Below are 14286 nucleotides of genomic sequence, written 5' to 3' on the forward strand. Positions count from 1 at the left end.
AAGCCATCCATTGACACCCTAAAACATACAAACTTAAAGAGGATAGTCACGCGGCCCCATTTGCATCGTCATCCAACGCAACTCAGTAAACTCTTCGATCCCCGCTTTACCACCAAATCGCCCGTAACCGCTTGATTTTACGCCACCAAACGGCATCTGCGGCTCATCGTGTACCGTGGGCGCATTGATATGGCAGATTCCCGTTTGTAAGCGCCTTGCCACTTTCATAGCTCGTGCACTATCGCGGCTAAACACCGCTGATGAGAGGCCATACTCGCTATCGTTAGCGATGCGAATCGCTTCTTCCTCACCCTCCACGCGAATCACCGCCACGATCGGGCCAAACGACTCTTCGCTATAGAGCCGCATGTCGCTGGTCACGCCATCGATGACCGTGGCCTGCATCACGACCCCTTCTGCTTTACCGCCAGCAGCGAGATGGGCGCCCTTATCCACAGCATCCTCAATGAGGCTATTTAGTTTTTCTCCTGACGCCGGGTTGATTAACGTGCCCAGCGCATGACTCTTATCACGCGGGTCACCCGCCTTTAGCGCCTTGGCTCGAGCGGCAAACTTATCAACGAACGCATCCGCAATGCGCTGATCGACAATCACACGCTCGGTGGACATGCAGATCTGGCCTTGGTTGAAGAATGCGCCAAAGATGGCTGCATCCACCGCTGCGTCAATATCCGCGTCATCCAACACCAGAAACGGTGCTTTACCGCCCAGTTCAAGCAGCACAGGCTGCAACTGCTTAGCGGCTTGCTCGGCAATGATTTTTCCCACGCCTGTAGAGCCGGTAAAGTTAATCCGCCGTACCGACGGGTGGGCAATCAACGCACTCACCACATCCGCAGCGTTATCCGGTGCATTGGTAATCACGTTGACAATACCGCCGCCAAACCCTGCTTCTTGAAGCACTTCACCAATAAGATGGTGAGTCGCGGGGCACTGCTCAGAAGCTTTCAGAATAACGGTGTTGCCACAGGCCAAAGGGGTGGCGATGGCTCGCGTACCTAGAATAATGGGCGCATTCCAGGGGGCGATGCCCACGACCACACCACAAGGTACACGCACTCCCATGGCCATACTGTCGGGTACGTTCGAGGGAATAATATCGCCATGAATTTGCGTAGTGAGCGCCGCTGCCTCACGCAGCACATCTGCCGCCACTTTGACGTTAAACCCCGCCCATCCAGGCGTAGCACCAGTCTCATCGATCATTCGGTCAATAAAGTCGCCCTGATGCGCTTCCATCAGCTCAGCTGCTTTTAGCAATTTGGCGCGCCGTTCACCTGGGCCTGTTTGCGACCATGCATCAAACGCCCGGCCAGCCGCGTCGGCAGCCGCATTTGCATCACCCACACTTGCCGCCGCCGCCGTAGTGACAACATCGCCACTCAGCGGATTCGCTCGAGTAAAAGTGGCTCCGTGCTCAGCTGCTTTTGATTCACCTGCGGACAATAGCTGAAGAGTGACCATGGCATTAACTCCTTGTAATAAAACAGCCTAAAGCAGAAACAGCGTGCTCAAAATTGGGAAGGCGATAAGCAGTGCCAAGCGTATTAAGTCAGAAACGACAAAGGGCGCGACCCCTTTAAAAATCTCACCTAGCCCGACGTGGGGCGCCATGGCTTTAATCACGAACACGTTCATCCCCACTGGCGGCGTCATTAGTCCCAGCTCAACGGTCAGCACGGTAAGAATACCGAACCATACCGGGTCGATACCCATCGCCTGAATAATCGGATAAACCACCGGTACGGTGATTACCAGCATCGCGATGGAATCCATAAACATACCCAACACAAAATAAAGCGCTAGGATGCAGAGCACTACGACGATGGGCGTGAGATCCATACCGTATAGCACGTCCGTAATGGAGAACGAGATACGCGATACCGAAATGAAGTAACCCAGTGTCTCTGCCCCTACCAGCATGAAGAACACCACGGCAGAGAGCGCCAATGTCTCTTGGATGCTGGCCCATAACTGCGCACTGCGCATACCTTTGACAAGGGCATAAATCAGCGTGGCAAATGCACCCACGCTGGCCCCTTCTGTAGGCGTAAAGGCCCCAAAGTAGATGCCTAAAATCATCACCAGAAACACGCCAAAGAAGGGCACCAAGCCGGTCAAGCAGAGAAACTTCTCTTTCCAAGGCGTAGGCTCGCCAGCCACCGCCAGGGAGGGACGCAGATACATCACCACGGTAATGGTCAGTGAGTACATCACCAGCCCCAGCAAACCGGGAATCAGCCCGGCCATGAACATATCGCCCACAGACTGTTCGGTAAGAATTGCATAGATTAGCAGGGCGATACTGGGAGGAATCATGATGCCCAGCGTGCCACCAGCGGCCAATGCCCCGGTGGCCAAGCCGCGGTTGTAGCCGTAGCGCTCCATCTCAGGTAGCGCCACCCTTGTCATGGTGCTCGCCGTCGCCAATGAAGAGCCGGAAATAGCGGAGAATATACCGCAGGAGCCCACAGCTGCGATGGCCAGGCCACCCTTCCAGCCCCCACATATGATGCGGGTCGAATCAAATAGCTTACCGGCCATGCCCGAATGAGCTGCTAATACCCCCATTAAAATAAACATTGGTACGGCGCTGAAGCTGTAGTTGGAAAGAACCTCTACGGGTACAGTTTTTAACTGAGCGACCGCGGCGTCCCAACTGATGATCTGGGCAAACCCAACCACCCCAACAATCAGCATCGTTAAAGCAACCGGTACGCGCAGAATCATCAGTACCAATAAAAGCCCTAACCCAATGGCACCAATCGCTTCACTCCCCATGAGCTGCCTCCTCGCCCGCAGCATAAATGACACCTAGTAAGGCATGGATAAAGCTTCGCAGCCCAAGCAATAAGCTGAGTATCGCTGCCAGCTGATAAATCGGTCCCATAGGCAAACGTAGGTCTTGAGTCACTTCGCCATGCTGAGTAGCTGCCGCCGCCGAATCCAACAGACCCACAAAGAGAATCAGCCCTAGCGCCATGAAACCAAGCAAAAAGAAGCCCTGTAAGCGATTTTTTATACTTTGAGGCAAGCGGTGAGAAAACGCTTCCACCACCACTTGGCTTTTTTCAACATTAGCGGCCATCGCTGCCAATAGCGCAAACAGCATTAAATAGCTCACTAACTCCACGCTGCCGGAAACGCGCAATGCAATAGCGCCCTCCGTTACCCGGGAAAGATATCGAGTACTAACATCAGCAATAGTAACTGCTAGTAGGCCAATGAGTGCGGCACCAGCCACAAAACGACAAATAAGGGCCAGCCAATGGCTGGCCCGGTAGAGAGTAGACTGCATAAAACATTACCCCTATTGGGCGCTGCAAGACTCGCTGGCCGCCAACGCAGCCTGGTAGACATCACGCGCCTGATCCAGTCCGCGCTCTTCCAGCTGCACCAAGTAATTTTCGATACCCGTTTTTAGCGGCCCTTGCCAATCAGGGTGCTCTAGCGGATTCTCAATTTCACGGATAGTATGGCCTGCATCAGCAGCTTCTTGCTTGCCTTCCACATCAAGCCGATCAAAGACTTCACCCGCTTTTTCTGCCCATTTCATGCCAGAGTTGTTATCAATCACCGCCTGCTGCTCTGGGGTCAAACTGTCATAGGTGCGCTGGTTCATCGTGGCAACGAAGATCAGCGTATAGAAGGGGACTTCGGTGTGATAATTAACCAATTCATTAATACGGAAGCCTTTTAGCCCTTCCCATGGGAAGCTGAGGCCTTCAATGACGCCACGCTGCATTGACGTATAAATATCGGGTGCTGGCATACCGACTGGGCTAGCGCCCATATTTTCTAGCATCTCACCAGCTACCGCAGTAGGGCGACGAATACGTAGCCCTTCAAGATCAGCAGGGGTTTGCACATCAGTGTCGATGGTGTGAATACCGCCAGGCCCGGTGGTAAACATGAATAGCGGGCGAGTATCTTCGTACTCACTATCCAAGTGCCCATCGTCGTAGAGCGACTGCAGTACGCAGGCGCCTTGAATTGCTGTCGAGGCAATCCCTGGCAGCTCAACAATCTGAGACAACGGGAAGCGGCCAGCGGTATAGCCCTGAGCTGTGGCGCCAATATCGGCGATGCCGTTGGCAGCGGCCTCATAAATGGAGTCTGGCTTGGCCAGGGTGCCGGATGGGAACATCTGAACTGTCAGCTCACCATTCGACTCTTCAGCAATCGTATCCGCCCACGTTTGCAGGATATCTTCGTTGACTCCCGAAGCACCTGGCCAAAAGTGAGCCATGCGCAGCGTGGTCTCTGCCTGCGCTGAGCTAACAGCAAGGCCAGCAATCGCCGCCACCAACACACAACGGGATAGGGACATTTTCATAGGAGCCTCCTAGGCGCTACAATTTATCGTTGTTCGCAAAACGAACACTAGTTCGCTTATTTGCTCAACCATAATCTACAACACCAATCAGAGCCAATCGACATTCGTCTATATCTCATACATAAAGGTTTACGAAATTTCGGTTTTCATAAAAAAAGCCGCTTTCAAAATATGGAAGCGGCTCTTACTCTTACTGACAAGAAAGCTAATAGCTATTTAGTTTGTTCAGTATATTTTTCAATCATTTGAGAGGCTTGCTCATAAAGCATTTGACCATCAAAGCCTCGGCTATCCATGTCGTCAATCCACTGAGCCGTGGCCGTCTCGGCAGCCGCCTGCCAGGGTGCTAGTGCGTCTTGAGCGATGTAGAACATTTCACCCTCACCCGTCGCTTCAATAGCTTTAATCGCGTCTTCTTCCGCCTGATCCATGACCTGGCCGATTCGTTGCGCCTCTTGAAGCCCCGCATTATCGTCGATTACTTGTTTCAGCTCTGGTGAAAGTGCATCGTAACTAGCTTGGTTTAAGCCCAGCACCATCATTGCCGTATATAAACCATGATCGCCTTCGAAAAAGGTGTGGTTCTGGGCAACATCTAGCACGCCCAATGCCGCAGCGCTTTCAAAGGGCAGTGTCAGGCCATCAATGACACCCCGCGAAATCGCTTCTGGAATTTGCGGCATCGGCATACCCACCGCTTGAGCCCCCAGAAGTCCCAGATAGCGATTCATGGTTTTCGAAGGGGCACGAATAGCCAGCCCATCCAGCTCATCAGCACTCTCAATCGCCACGTCTCTGGTATGGATTTTGCCCGGCGTATGGGCAAATACAGCGATAGGATAGACGCCCTCAAAGGCAGCCTGCATATGCGTTGTCGCAAATTCATGGGCCGCCATGCTGGTGGCTTCGCCCGTAGTGGGCAGAAAGGGTTGGTCGAATGCCTCGGATTCCGGGAAGCGATTAGGCGTATAGCTGAGCAAGGTCCAGGCAATATCTACCACCCCGTCCTTTGCCTGATCATAGAGCGAGGGTGCTGAGCCCCCCAGTTGCATGGTAGGGAATATTTCCACCTTGATAGCCCCCTCAGACTGCTCTTCAATACGCTTAGCCCAGGGTTCCAGATACTCAGTCTGCACTGGCGTGGTAGGGGCAGCAAAGTGGTGCAAGCGCAGGGTCACCGTGTCTTGGGCATAGCCACTACCGCTAAGGAGTAGGCCGCTTAAAAAAGCGAGGCTGGCGAGTGTGGGTTTTATTGTCATTGTAGTAACCTCCTTACTTATAGCCTTATTTAAAGAAATAGTGTCGGGCACTTATCTAAATGGGGTAGTGGCGCGGGCCAAGCTGCATGGTCATCCAGCGCAGATCGGTGAACTCCTCAATCCCGGCCTTACCGCCAAAACGTCCATAGCCGCTCGATTTAACGCCGCCAAAGGGCATCTGGGGCTCGTCGTGCACAGTGGGGGCGTTGATGTGGCAAATACCCGACTCAATGCGCTGGGCAAACTGCATTGCTCGGGCAGTGTCACGGCTGAAGACGGCGGCCGAAAGGCCATATTCGCTATCGTTTGCCACGCGCAGGGCTTCCTCTTCATCCTTGACGCGCATCATCGCGACTACCGGGCCAAACGACTCTTCGCCATACAGGCGCATCGCCTGGGTAACCCCATCCACCACGGTAGGCTGCATAATGACGCCTTCGGCCTTGCCGCCACAGGCTAAACGAGCGCCATGCTGCTGGGCGTCGTCAAGCAGGGCGTTGAGCTTCTCGCCCGATTCGCGATTGATCAGCGTACCCAGCGCGTTACCTTCACCACGCGGGTCACCCGCGCGCAGCGTTTGCGCCTTGCGGGCCAGTTTTTCGACGAAGGCGTCGGCGACCGCATCCATCACGATTAGCCGCTCGGTGGACATACAGATCTGTCCCTGATTGAAGAAGGCGCCAAAGGCAGCGGCCTCAACAGCAGCGTCCAGGTCGGCATCGTCAAGCACCACGAACGGCGCCTTTCCGCCCAGTTCCAGCAAGACCGGCTTAAGATGGCGCGCCGCTTTTTCGGCAATAATGCGCCCCACCTGGGTGGAACCGGTGAAATTAATACGACGCACGGCTTGATGCTCAATCAAGGCCTCGACCACCTCGGCGGCCTGCGGGGGGGCATTGGTCACCACGTTAACGATGCCATCGCCCAGGCCCGCCTCAATCAGTACCTCCCCAATCAGGTGATGCGTCGCAGGGCACTGTTCAGAGGCCTTAAGAATCACCGTGTTGCCACACGCCAGCGGCGTCGCAATGGCACGCGTGCCAAGAATAATAGGCGCGTTCCAGGGGGCGATCCCCACCACCACGCCGCAGGGTACCCGCACGCCCATCGCCAAACTTCCGGGCACGTTGGAGGGTATTACCTCACCACCTACCTGTGTAGTCAGCGATGCCGCCTCGCGCAGGATGCTGGCGGCGACCATGACGTTAAAACCTGCCCAGCCTGGCGTAGCGCCGGTTTCATCTACCATACGTTCGATAAACTCAGCCTGTCGCGCTTCCATGGCCTCTGCAGCTTTGAGCAGCTTGGCGCGCTTTTCGCCGGGGCCCGTCGCTGACCAGGAGGGAAGCGCCCTTGCGGCAGCCTCAACCGCCAGGGCCGCATCACCAACGGATGCTGCTGCGGCCTGCGTGACGACATCACCGGTCAGAGGATTGTGTCGAGTAAAGGTCGCGCCTTGATGAGCGGCACACCGCTCACTGCCGATTAACAGATTAATATCCATAACTGACTCTCGTTCAAAAGTTGGCAGTTCTTGTTATGCAGCACTTATCGTTGGTAGCTCTCTAGCCCCGGTTTGATGCTCTTGTCATCAAGGAACTGCTTGAGCCCTTGCGCCCGGCCTTGCTCAGGGTCAAGATGCTGTGCCTGATCGAGCTTAGCGTAGAGGTACTCCTCGTTCTGCTCCCAGGTCAGTTCGCGGCACATTTTGAAACCGATCTTGGCAGCACGCATCACGACGGGATTCTTATCACGCAACGTAGCGGCCAACTCGCGGGTGGCTTCGCGTAATTCAGTTAATGGCACACTTCTGTTAACCAGCCCCATTTGAGCTGCCTGGGGGCCCTTAAAGGTTTCCCCAGTCATGATGTAATAGAGCGCTTCTCGGTGGCCCACGGTATCGGCCATGGCTTTGCTAACCAAGTTGCCTGGGGGGATACCCCAGTTGATTTCTGAGAGGCCGAATACCGACTCATCGGCGGCAATCGCCAAATCGCAAGCAACCAGCGGCGAGAAGGCCCCGCCAAAGCACCAACCATTAACCATCGCAATAGTGGGCTTAGCGTAGTGACGCAGTAGCTTCCATTGCCAGGTAGAGGCGTCGCGGCGCACTTTGACCTGAACAATCTCGGGGCTGGCGTCGATCTCACGGAAGTACTCTTTTAGATCCATGCCGGCTGAAAAGGATTCCCCCTCGCCGGTCAACACCAGCACGTGGGCCTCTTGATCCAGCTCGATCGTTTCAAGCACATCAATCATTTCACGGTTGAGCGTCGGGCTCATAGCGTTGCGCTTTTCAGGACGATTCAACGTCACCCAGGCAATGCCTTCTTCAACATTAACTTTCACGGTTTGCCAGCGATCTTGGTAGTTACTCATCTCTTACTCCTCAGGTTTTATCAAACGACTTATAAAGCGAATTATTCAAAAACGGCTTATTAAAACGTTAATGTTTAAACGCCTACTCAGCGGTAAACTTTTCGATTAACTTTTTGGCATCGTTATAGAGCGCTTCGCCATCAATTCCTTTCTCTTCGACATCGGCGATCCACTCGTCAGCAACTTCTCGCCCAACAGCTTGCCAGCGGGCAGTCTCCTAACTATCAAGCTGAGTGATCGTACCGGGCTGTTCGCCATTCTGAATGGCCTGGATCTGCACTTGGTCGGCGTCATCCATGATCTGACCTATTCTACGGGCCTCCTGAATGCCGGAGTGAGCGTCGATAATCGCTTGTAAATCGGCAGGCAGCGCGTCGTATTTACTCTGGTTCATGGCGACGATCATCATCGTGGTATAGAGCGCATGATCACCGCTGAAGACCGTATGTTCGGTTGTAATATCAGCTAACCCCATGGCGGTAATTGCTTCAAAAGGGATCACTGTTCCATCCAGCACTCCCCGTGATAACGCCTCAAGTGCCTGAGCAACAGGCATACCAATAGGCTCAGCACCCAACTTGGCTAGATAGCGATTTACCAACCGACTGGGACCACGCATCTTTAGCCCTTCTATATCGTCGAGTGATTCAATACGTGTCTCTTTGGTGTGTAGTGCGCCAGGGCTATGGGTGTGGACGGCGATGGGATATACGCCAGCTAACTCATCCTGCATATGCGTCGTGGCGTACTCATGAGCGGCCTGGCTAGTCGCCGCGCCGGAGGTCGGTATAAAAGGTAAGTCAAAGACCTCCGCCCTAGGGAACCGGCCGGAGTTATAGCCCAACACGGTCCAGATAATATCCACCTGACCATCTTTCGCTTGGTCATAGAGCGAGGGAGGCGTGCCGCCCAGTTGCATTGAGGGGTAGAGTTCAACCTCCAAACGCCCATTGGACTCCTCCTCAATGGCTTCTTTCCACGGAATAAAGTACTCCTGGTGAACAGGCGCTGAAGACGGAAAGAAGTGATGCAGCCGAAGTGTGTACTCGGCCTCCTGGGCGTTGGCCTCAGCACTCCACACAATTGGTAAAGCGATAGTGAATGCGAGTAAACGCCGGTTTAGTCTTGAAGCAATCTGCTGAATCATAAGAAGTTCCTCGTTATGCTTGTTGTGGTTATTGTTTAAGCGGCTGAGTACAACGGCTTAATTCACCGCGAATAAATCAATCAAAACGTTCTCACGGGTACGCTCGGCAGCGCCGATAAAGATCGTGCGTGTTAGCCAGGCGTAGTCCGGACTGGAGGTATAAAAGCGCGGCGTGGTGTGAAAGTAATACTCATCAGGAGCAACGGGTTCACCACGCTGAAGACGCTGCATGACCGCAGCAGAACCATGCCGAAATCCGGTGTTCTCAACTTCGATACGCTCGCCACTATCGGTTTCTAGAAAGTAGCGGGCATGCAGTTCGGCCACCCCATCGGCGCGTAGGGTCTGCCAATCGCCGCCGCCAGGCAGTACCACGCCGCTCAACCGCTCACCAAACACCTCGCCGCCGGTGATGGCAATGAAGCGACGCTTTCCTTGAGCGTTTTCACCCAGCTCTAGAGGGGCATCGATGTCAACCGTTAAGCGCGCGATAAAAGTAGGCGTCGGCACTCGTTTAGACGCATCATGGGACATATCGAACCCCCTTGTTCAATTGATTAAGTAAACAAAGCCAAGCGAGATGGCGGGGAAGAGCACGAGCAAAATAATGCGAATAAGATCAGCCGCTAAAAATGGCAGGATGCCTTTAAATGTTTCTGTTAAAGGAATGCGGGGAGCCATGGAGTGGATAATGAAGATGTTCAGTCCCACCGGCGGCGTGATCATGCCGACCTCAACGACCACCAGCGCTAAAATACCGAACCATATCGCCACATCTGTTGCGGGCATGCCGAAGTCCATACCCGTGACGATAGGCAGAAAGATTGGCACGGTTAACAAGATCATCGAAAGGCTGTCCATAAAGCAGCCAAGCACCAAATAGCAGAACAGAATACCGGCCAGAACCACCCAGGGACTGATCTCGAGCCCCACTATCCAACCGGCGGTCATTTGCGGAAACTGGGTCAGGGCAAGGAAGCTATTAAAGACACTAGCGCCAAGTACAATGAAGAAGATCATTGCCGAGGTCACCGCGGTTTCTAGAACGCAGTCCCGCAGGCCGTTCCAACGCAGTCCGCCTTTTGTTATTGCAAGGGCACCGGTGGAGACCGCACCAACGGCCGCGGCTTCGGTAGGCGTAAAGATACCGGTATAGATGCCTCCAATCACCACGATAAAGATCGCTGCTCCTGGCCATACCTCCAGCAATGAACACCAACGTTCGCCCCGGGATGCTTTTACCTTACTCGGCGCACTATCAGGAAAAAACCGTACGTAGAGAGAGATGGCCAGCATATAGCTGAGTACTGCAAACAATCCCGGCACCAGGGCGGCAGCAAACATTTCATTAATGTTTTGCTCAGCCAAGATGGCGTAGATAACCAACACCACTGAAGGGGGAATCAAAATGCCCAGGGTACCACCAGCTGCCAGTGCGCCGGTCGCCAGACTCCCTCGGTAGCCCTGCCGTTCCATTTCGGGCAGCGCCACTTGGGTCATCGTGGCAGCGGTAGCCAGCGAAGAGCCACAAATAGCTCCAAAAGCGCCGCAAGCTCCTATGGTGGACATCGCCAGCCCACCACGACGGTGCCCCAGCCAGTCGTTGGCCGCCTGAAACATGGCCCGGGATAGACCCGCTCTCGCCGCAAATTGCCCCATGAGCAAGAAAAGCGGAATGATGGATAGCGTATGGCTGGAAAAGTGCTCGTAAGGCAGTGACTTCAAGCCATTTAAAATGCCCATCGGGCCGGTGATCAGCATCATCCCTACGGCACCCACCACCAGCATAGCTAGGCCGATAGGAATACGCGCCGCCATCATGAATAGCAGTACCGCAAAGCCGCTAGCTCCCAAAGTGAGTGGTGTCATCACGAGTCTCCTTGGGCGGAGCTTTCTTGAACTTCAGCCAAACTGCTTTTAGTCGAACCGTGTTGTTGCGGATTATGAGTACACGCATCCAAGGCGCGATACAGGCAGACCAGCGTCAACAATATGAACCCTACCAGACCGCCGACGTACCCCCACCAAAGCGGTATATCTAGCAGCATGCTGGTTTCCATATAGCGTCGTTTATCGAGCAAACCATGATAGAGGCGCCAAGTCATTAACCCTGCAACCACAAAAAAGAGCGTTTCGGCAACAACGGCTAGTAGACACTGGACAATGGGCGGTGCATGCATGACCAGTAGATCCACCGTGACATGCCCACCGCGAAGATGGCAGTAAGGAAGAAATAGGAAAACAGCGATGGCAGTACCTATTTCCACCAGCTCATAATCGCCAGTAATAGGTCCCACCCACGCCAGCATGGCAATATCGCTTAACACTGGCGCACTGGCTACCCACCGTCCAAGAATGCTGATGACGGTGATAATAGCGAGTGCTGCGATCAATAATCCGCCGCTTATCGCGGCAACCCTACAGGGTGTCTCAAGACTACGGCGCATCAATGCAGTGCCGAGTGTCGGTACCGTCGCTAAGCTGCTCATCGTTTCGTCTCTTTGTTTTTGGAATTCGCTGTATGGCTGAAACCAACCTTGCGCTATACACCGCGAGAACGTCACAACCAAACTAGTTACATAATATAAGTAATTGCCTTTGAGAGAGCATGCAAGCGTTGCCAACAAAAATACGCCTAAAGTTTTATTCCTCGATGGTATCCGCTGCATATATTTTCACTAACAGAGATAGCAGCTGACGCCGCTCAATCTCACTAAGTGTTTGAGTTGCCTTGATATCACTCTGTTCAGCCAGTTCTTTTAGCTGTTCGGTTAAGGCTTCGCCTTTTTTGCTAAGAAAAATTCCGTGTGACCGCCGGTCTCGCTTACATCGCACCCGCAACGCAAGTCCTTTTTCCTCCAGATTATTAATTAGGCTAACGATTCTAGGCGGATCAATGTCCAGTATCTTGGCTAAATTGGTTTGGGTGATACCAGGATAGCCTTCAATCACCACGAGCGAAGAGAACTGGGCAGGGCGTATTTCATACTCCTGCATGGCCTCATTAAAATGTTTAAAAACAGCAAGCTGGGCCCTTCTCAAGGCGTACCCAAGGCGATTTTCAAGCACCAGACCGGCGACAGAAGTCGGCTCTTTTTCGTCGGGCTCAACTTGTTGAACAGAAGTGCCCTTTTTAGATATGGCCATGCGTTAATTCCTATCTCATTTAAATAATTACAACCAAGGTCTTAAATCAGCATTCTAGCTAATCATCTAGTTAACAACTATAACTATATTCGCCAAGCTGACAGCACACAACAAATCCAAGATTTTCCCTATGGAGCTATTCATGTCACTCCCCCCTCCGCTTACTAACACCACCTTCCATGAGTACCGGCTACACGGGGGCGATGTTCCCAGTTACCCCAGCAGCATGACTCAGCGCCTAACCCATTGGGCAAGCGAAACACCACAGCAACCCTTTTTAGCTGAGCGAGAAGGGGTCCGTCGTAATTGGCGAACGCTCACCTTCGGCGAAGCAATGCCCCAAGTAAAAAGCCTGGCACAAGCACTGATTAATCATGGCCTGTCGACGGAGCGACCGTTGATGGTGCTGTCAGGAAACAGCATTAATCATGCATTGCTTGCCTGTGCCGCCATGCATGTGGGTATTCCCTACGTGCCGGTGTCGCCCTCTTACGCACTGCTATCAGAGGATTTCGTTAAGCTGCGACATGTGGTGGGACTGGTGACCCCGGGGATGCTATTTGTTGATGAGGAAGCGCGCTTTAGTCAAGCACTAACGGCCATTTGCGATAATAACGTCACCTGTGTGGCCAAGGTACCTGCTCAGCGGGCCCTGGCGTTTGACTCACTAGCAGCAACGCCGGCAAGCGCCGAGGTTGACGATGCCCACGCCCGCGTAACGCCTGACAGTATCGCTAAACTACTCTTTACCTCAGGATCGACGGGCATGCCTAAGGCGGTGATTAATACCCATCGCATGCTATGTAGCAACCAAGCCATGCTAGCGAAGCGACTGGGCTTTTTGGAGCAGCGCAAGCCCGTGCTAGTCGACTGGCTACCCTGGCATCACACCTTCGGCGGCAATACGATTCTGGGGATGACGATTCATAACGGAGGCTCGTTATACATTGATGACGGTAACCCCACCGCCCAGGGGGTTCAGCGAACCATCGAGAACCTGCGCGAAGTGTCGCCGACGTTTTACTGCAATGTTCCCAAGGGCTTTGAAGCTCTAGTCGAGTATTTGCGTAATGATGACACCCTGCGTGAGACTTTTTTCCGCGACCTGGAAATGCTGCACTTCGGCGGTGCCGTGCTACCCGCCCATGTGCGCGCTGCTCTGGAAGCGTTAGGCGAACAGACTCGCGGCACCTCCGTTCCCATGTTAACGGGCCTCGGCTCTACCGAAGCATGCTTGGCTTTTTGCACCGAAGAGTCCAGTGATACACCGGGGCTGATCGGACAGCCTGTACCGGGCATGACGCTGAAACTAGTGGCGAAAGACGATAAGTGGGAGGCGCGCCTTAAGGGCCTCAACGTCACACCGGGTTACTGGCGCGACACACAGCGAACCAGCGAGGCGTTTGACCATGAAGGCTACTACTGCACTGGGGATGCCATGCGCTTAATTGACCCCGACCACCCCGAGCGCGGGCTAATTTTTGACGGTCGGCTAAGCGAGAACTTCAAGCTGGTGACCGGCACTTGGGTCAATGTAGGCACCCTGCGCCTACACCTTGTCGAACACTTTGCCCCCCTGGCACAGGACATAGTGGTAATCGGCGAAGGGCGCGACTACCTGACTGGAATCGTCGTGCTGAACCTTCCCGCCTGTGAGCAGCAGCTTAGCTCAGCGGATATCTCCCTTGATGCTCTGGCCACCAACGCCAACCTACACCAGTGGTTCGCGCAGCGCCTGGCAACTCACTGCCGCGGCCAGTCAAGCTCCATGCGTTTAGAGCGCTTATTGCTACTGAACCAACCTCTTTCCGTTGACCGTGGCGAATTGACCGACAAAGGATCAGTTAACCAACGACTCGTGCGCGAGCGCTACTCGGATCTCGTGGCCTATCTCTATGCTGAGCCACCCCACGATCCACGCATTATCCTCCCCTCTGCGAACCCAGTGTCTTAATGCCGGTACTTTTAACAACAGGACGTCAGCCGCCACCACTGGA

At 53.9% G+C, this 14286-nt stretch carries 13 protein-coding genes; 1 reads left to right on the forward strand and 12 read right to left on the reverse strand.

Translation table 11 applies throughout. From position 1 onward, the window contains the following. Positions 1-33 precede the first annotated feature (33 nt). The 12 genes from CTT34_RS17535 to CTT34_RS17590 form a co-directional block, all read right to left on the reverse strand. Positions 34-1485, reverse strand: a complete 1452-nt coding sequence (locus CTT34_RS17535) for an aldehyde dehydrogenase (RefSeq protein ID WP_159343558.1) — start codon at positions 1483-1485, stop codon at positions 34-36. Between the two features lie 27 nt (positions 1486-1512). Then, complete coding sequence (locus tag CTT34_RS17540) at positions 1513-2802, reverse strand: TRAP transporter large permease (RefSeq protein ID WP_159343559.1); 1290 nt, start codon at positions 2800-2802, stop codon at positions 1513-1515. Further along, on the reverse strand, positions 2792-3319 hold the full coding sequence (locus CTT34_RS17545) for a TRAP transporter small permease (RefSeq protein WP_159343560.1): 528 nt from the start codon (positions 3317-3319) through the stop codon (positions 2792-2794). The genes CTT34_RS17540 and CTT34_RS17545 overlap by 11 nt, the downstream gene beginning before the upstream one ends. 12 nt (positions 3320-3331) lie before the next feature. Further along, positions 3332-4357, reverse strand: coding sequence for a TRAP transporter substrate-binding protein (locus tag CTT34_RS17550; protein WP_159343561.1), 1026 nt, complete (start codon positions 4355-4357; stop codon positions 3332-3334). A 212-nt stretch (positions 4358-4569) separates the two neighbouring features. Beyond that, positions 4570-5616 carry a TRAP transporter substrate-binding protein gene (locus CTT34_RS17555; protein WP_159343562.1) on the reverse strand — a complete coding sequence of 349 codons (1047 nt, stop codon included), beginning with the start codon at positions 5614-5616 and terminating at the stop codon, positions 4570-4572. A gap of 55 nt (positions 5617-5671) precedes the next feature. Further along, positions 5672-7120, reverse strand: coding sequence for an aldehyde dehydrogenase (locus tag CTT34_RS17560; RefSeq protein WP_159343563.1), 1449 nt, complete (start codon positions 7118-7120; stop codon positions 5672-5674). A 44-nt stretch (positions 7121-7164) separates the two neighbouring features. After that, a complete protein-coding gene (locus CTT34_RS17565; RefSeq protein WP_159343564.1) occupies positions 7165-7995 on the reverse strand; it encodes a p-hydroxycinnamoyl CoA hydratase/lyase in 831 nt (276 codons plus the stop codon). A 217-nt stretch (positions 7996-8212) separates the two neighbouring features. Further along, on the reverse strand, positions 8213-9142 hold the full coding sequence (locus tag CTT34_RS17570; RefSeq protein ID WP_254436423.1) for a TRAP transporter substrate-binding protein: 930 nt from the start codon (positions 9140-9142) through the stop codon (positions 8213-8215). Positions 9143-9199: 57 nt separating this feature from the next. Beyond that, on the reverse strand, positions 9200-9676 hold the full coding sequence (locus CTT34_RS17575) for a DUF3237 domain-containing protein (RefSeq protein ID WP_159343565.1): 477 nt from the start codon (positions 9674-9676) through the stop codon (positions 9200-9202). 15 nt (positions 9677-9691) lie between these two features. Beyond that, positions 9692-11011, reverse strand: a complete 1320-nt coding sequence (locus tag CTT34_RS17580) for a TRAP transporter large permease (protein ID WP_159343566.1) — start codon at positions 11009-11011, stop codon at positions 9692-9694. Next, positions 11011-11631 (reverse strand): TRAP transporter small permease, encoded by a 621-nt coding sequence (locus CTT34_RS17585; protein ID WP_159343567.1) that lies wholly within the window; start codon positions 11629-11631, stop codon positions 11011-11013. Before CTT34_RS17585 ends, CTT34_RS17580 begins: the two co-directional genes overlap by 1 nt. A gap of 154 nt (positions 11632-11785) precedes the next feature. Continuing rightward, complete coding sequence (locus CTT34_RS17590; protein ID WP_159343568.1) at positions 11786-12289, reverse strand: MarR family winged helix-turn-helix transcriptional regulator; 504 nt, start codon at positions 12287-12289, stop codon at positions 11786-11788. 142 nt (positions 12290-12431) lie between these two features. Between CTT34_RS17590 and CTT34_RS17595 the strand changes: the two genes are divergently transcribed. Next, positions 12432-14243, forward strand: coding sequence for a feruloyl-CoA synthase (locus CTT34_RS17595; protein WP_254436424.1), 1812 nt, complete (start codon positions 12432-12434; stop codon positions 14241-14243). The last annotated feature ends 43 nt before the right edge of the window (positions 14244-14286 follow it).

This window comes from Halomonas meridiana, assembly GCF_009846525.1.
GTDB lineage: Bacteria > Pseudomonadota > Gammaproteobacteria > Pseudomonadales > Halomonadaceae > Vreelandella.

What these genes read in the sequence shown, in the direction of transcription:
- CTT34_RS17535 (WP_159343558.1), bottom strand. Translation starts at nt 1,485, where the DNA reads ATGGTCACTCTTCAGCTATTGTCCGCAGGTGAATCAAAAGCAGCTGAG.
- CTT34_RS17575 (WP_159343565.1), bottom strand. Translation starts at nt 9,676, where the DNA reads ATGTCCCATGATGCGTCTAAACGAGTGCCGACGCCTACTTTTATCGCG.
- CTT34_RS17585 (WP_159343567.1), bottom strand. Translation starts at nt 11,631, where the DNA reads ATGAGCAGCTTAGCGACGGTACCGACACTCGGCACTGCATTGATGCGC.
- CTT34_RS17565 (WP_159343564.1), bottom strand. Translation starts at nt 7,995, where the DNA reads ATGAGTAACTACCAAGATCGCTGGCAAACCGTGAAAGTTAATGTTGAA.
- CTT34_RS17550 (WP_159343561.1), bottom strand. Translation starts at nt 4,357, where the DNA reads ATGAAAATGTCCCTATCCCGTTGTGTGTTGGTGGCGGCGATTGCTGGC.
- CTT34_RS17580 (WP_159343566.1), bottom strand. Translation starts at nt 11,011, where the DNA reads ATGACACCACTCACTTTGGGAGCTAGCGGCTTTGCGGTACTGCTATTC.
- CTT34_RS17555 (WP_159343562.1), bottom strand. Translation starts at nt 5,616, where the DNA reads ATGACAATAAAACCCACACTCGCCAGCCTCGCTTTTTTAAGCGGCCTA.
- CTT34_RS17595 (WP_254436424.1), top strand. Translation starts at nt 12,432, where the DNA reads ATGTCACTCCCCCCTCCGCTTACTAACACCACCTTCCATGAGTACCGG.
- CTT34_RS17545 (WP_159343560.1), bottom strand. Translation starts at nt 3,319, where the DNA reads ATGCAGTCTACTCTCTACCGGGCCAGCCATTGGCTGGCCCTTATTTGT.
- CTT34_RS17560 (WP_159343563.1), bottom strand. Translation starts at nt 7,120, where the DNA reads ATGGATATTAATCTGTTAATCGGCAGTGAGCGGTGTGCCGCTCATCAA.
- CTT34_RS17570 (WP_254436423.1), bottom strand. Translation starts at nt 9,142, where the DNA reads ATGATTCAGCAGATTGCTTCAAGACTAAACCGGCGTTTACTCGCATTC.
- CTT34_RS17540 (WP_159343559.1), bottom strand. Translation starts at nt 2,802, where the DNA reads ATGGGGAGTGAAGCGATTGGTGCCATTGGGTTAGGGCTTTTATTGGTA.
- CTT34_RS17590 (WP_159343568.1), bottom strand. Translation starts at nt 12,289, where the DNA reads ATGGCCATATCTAAAAAGGGCACTTCTGTTCAACAAGTTGAGCCCGAC.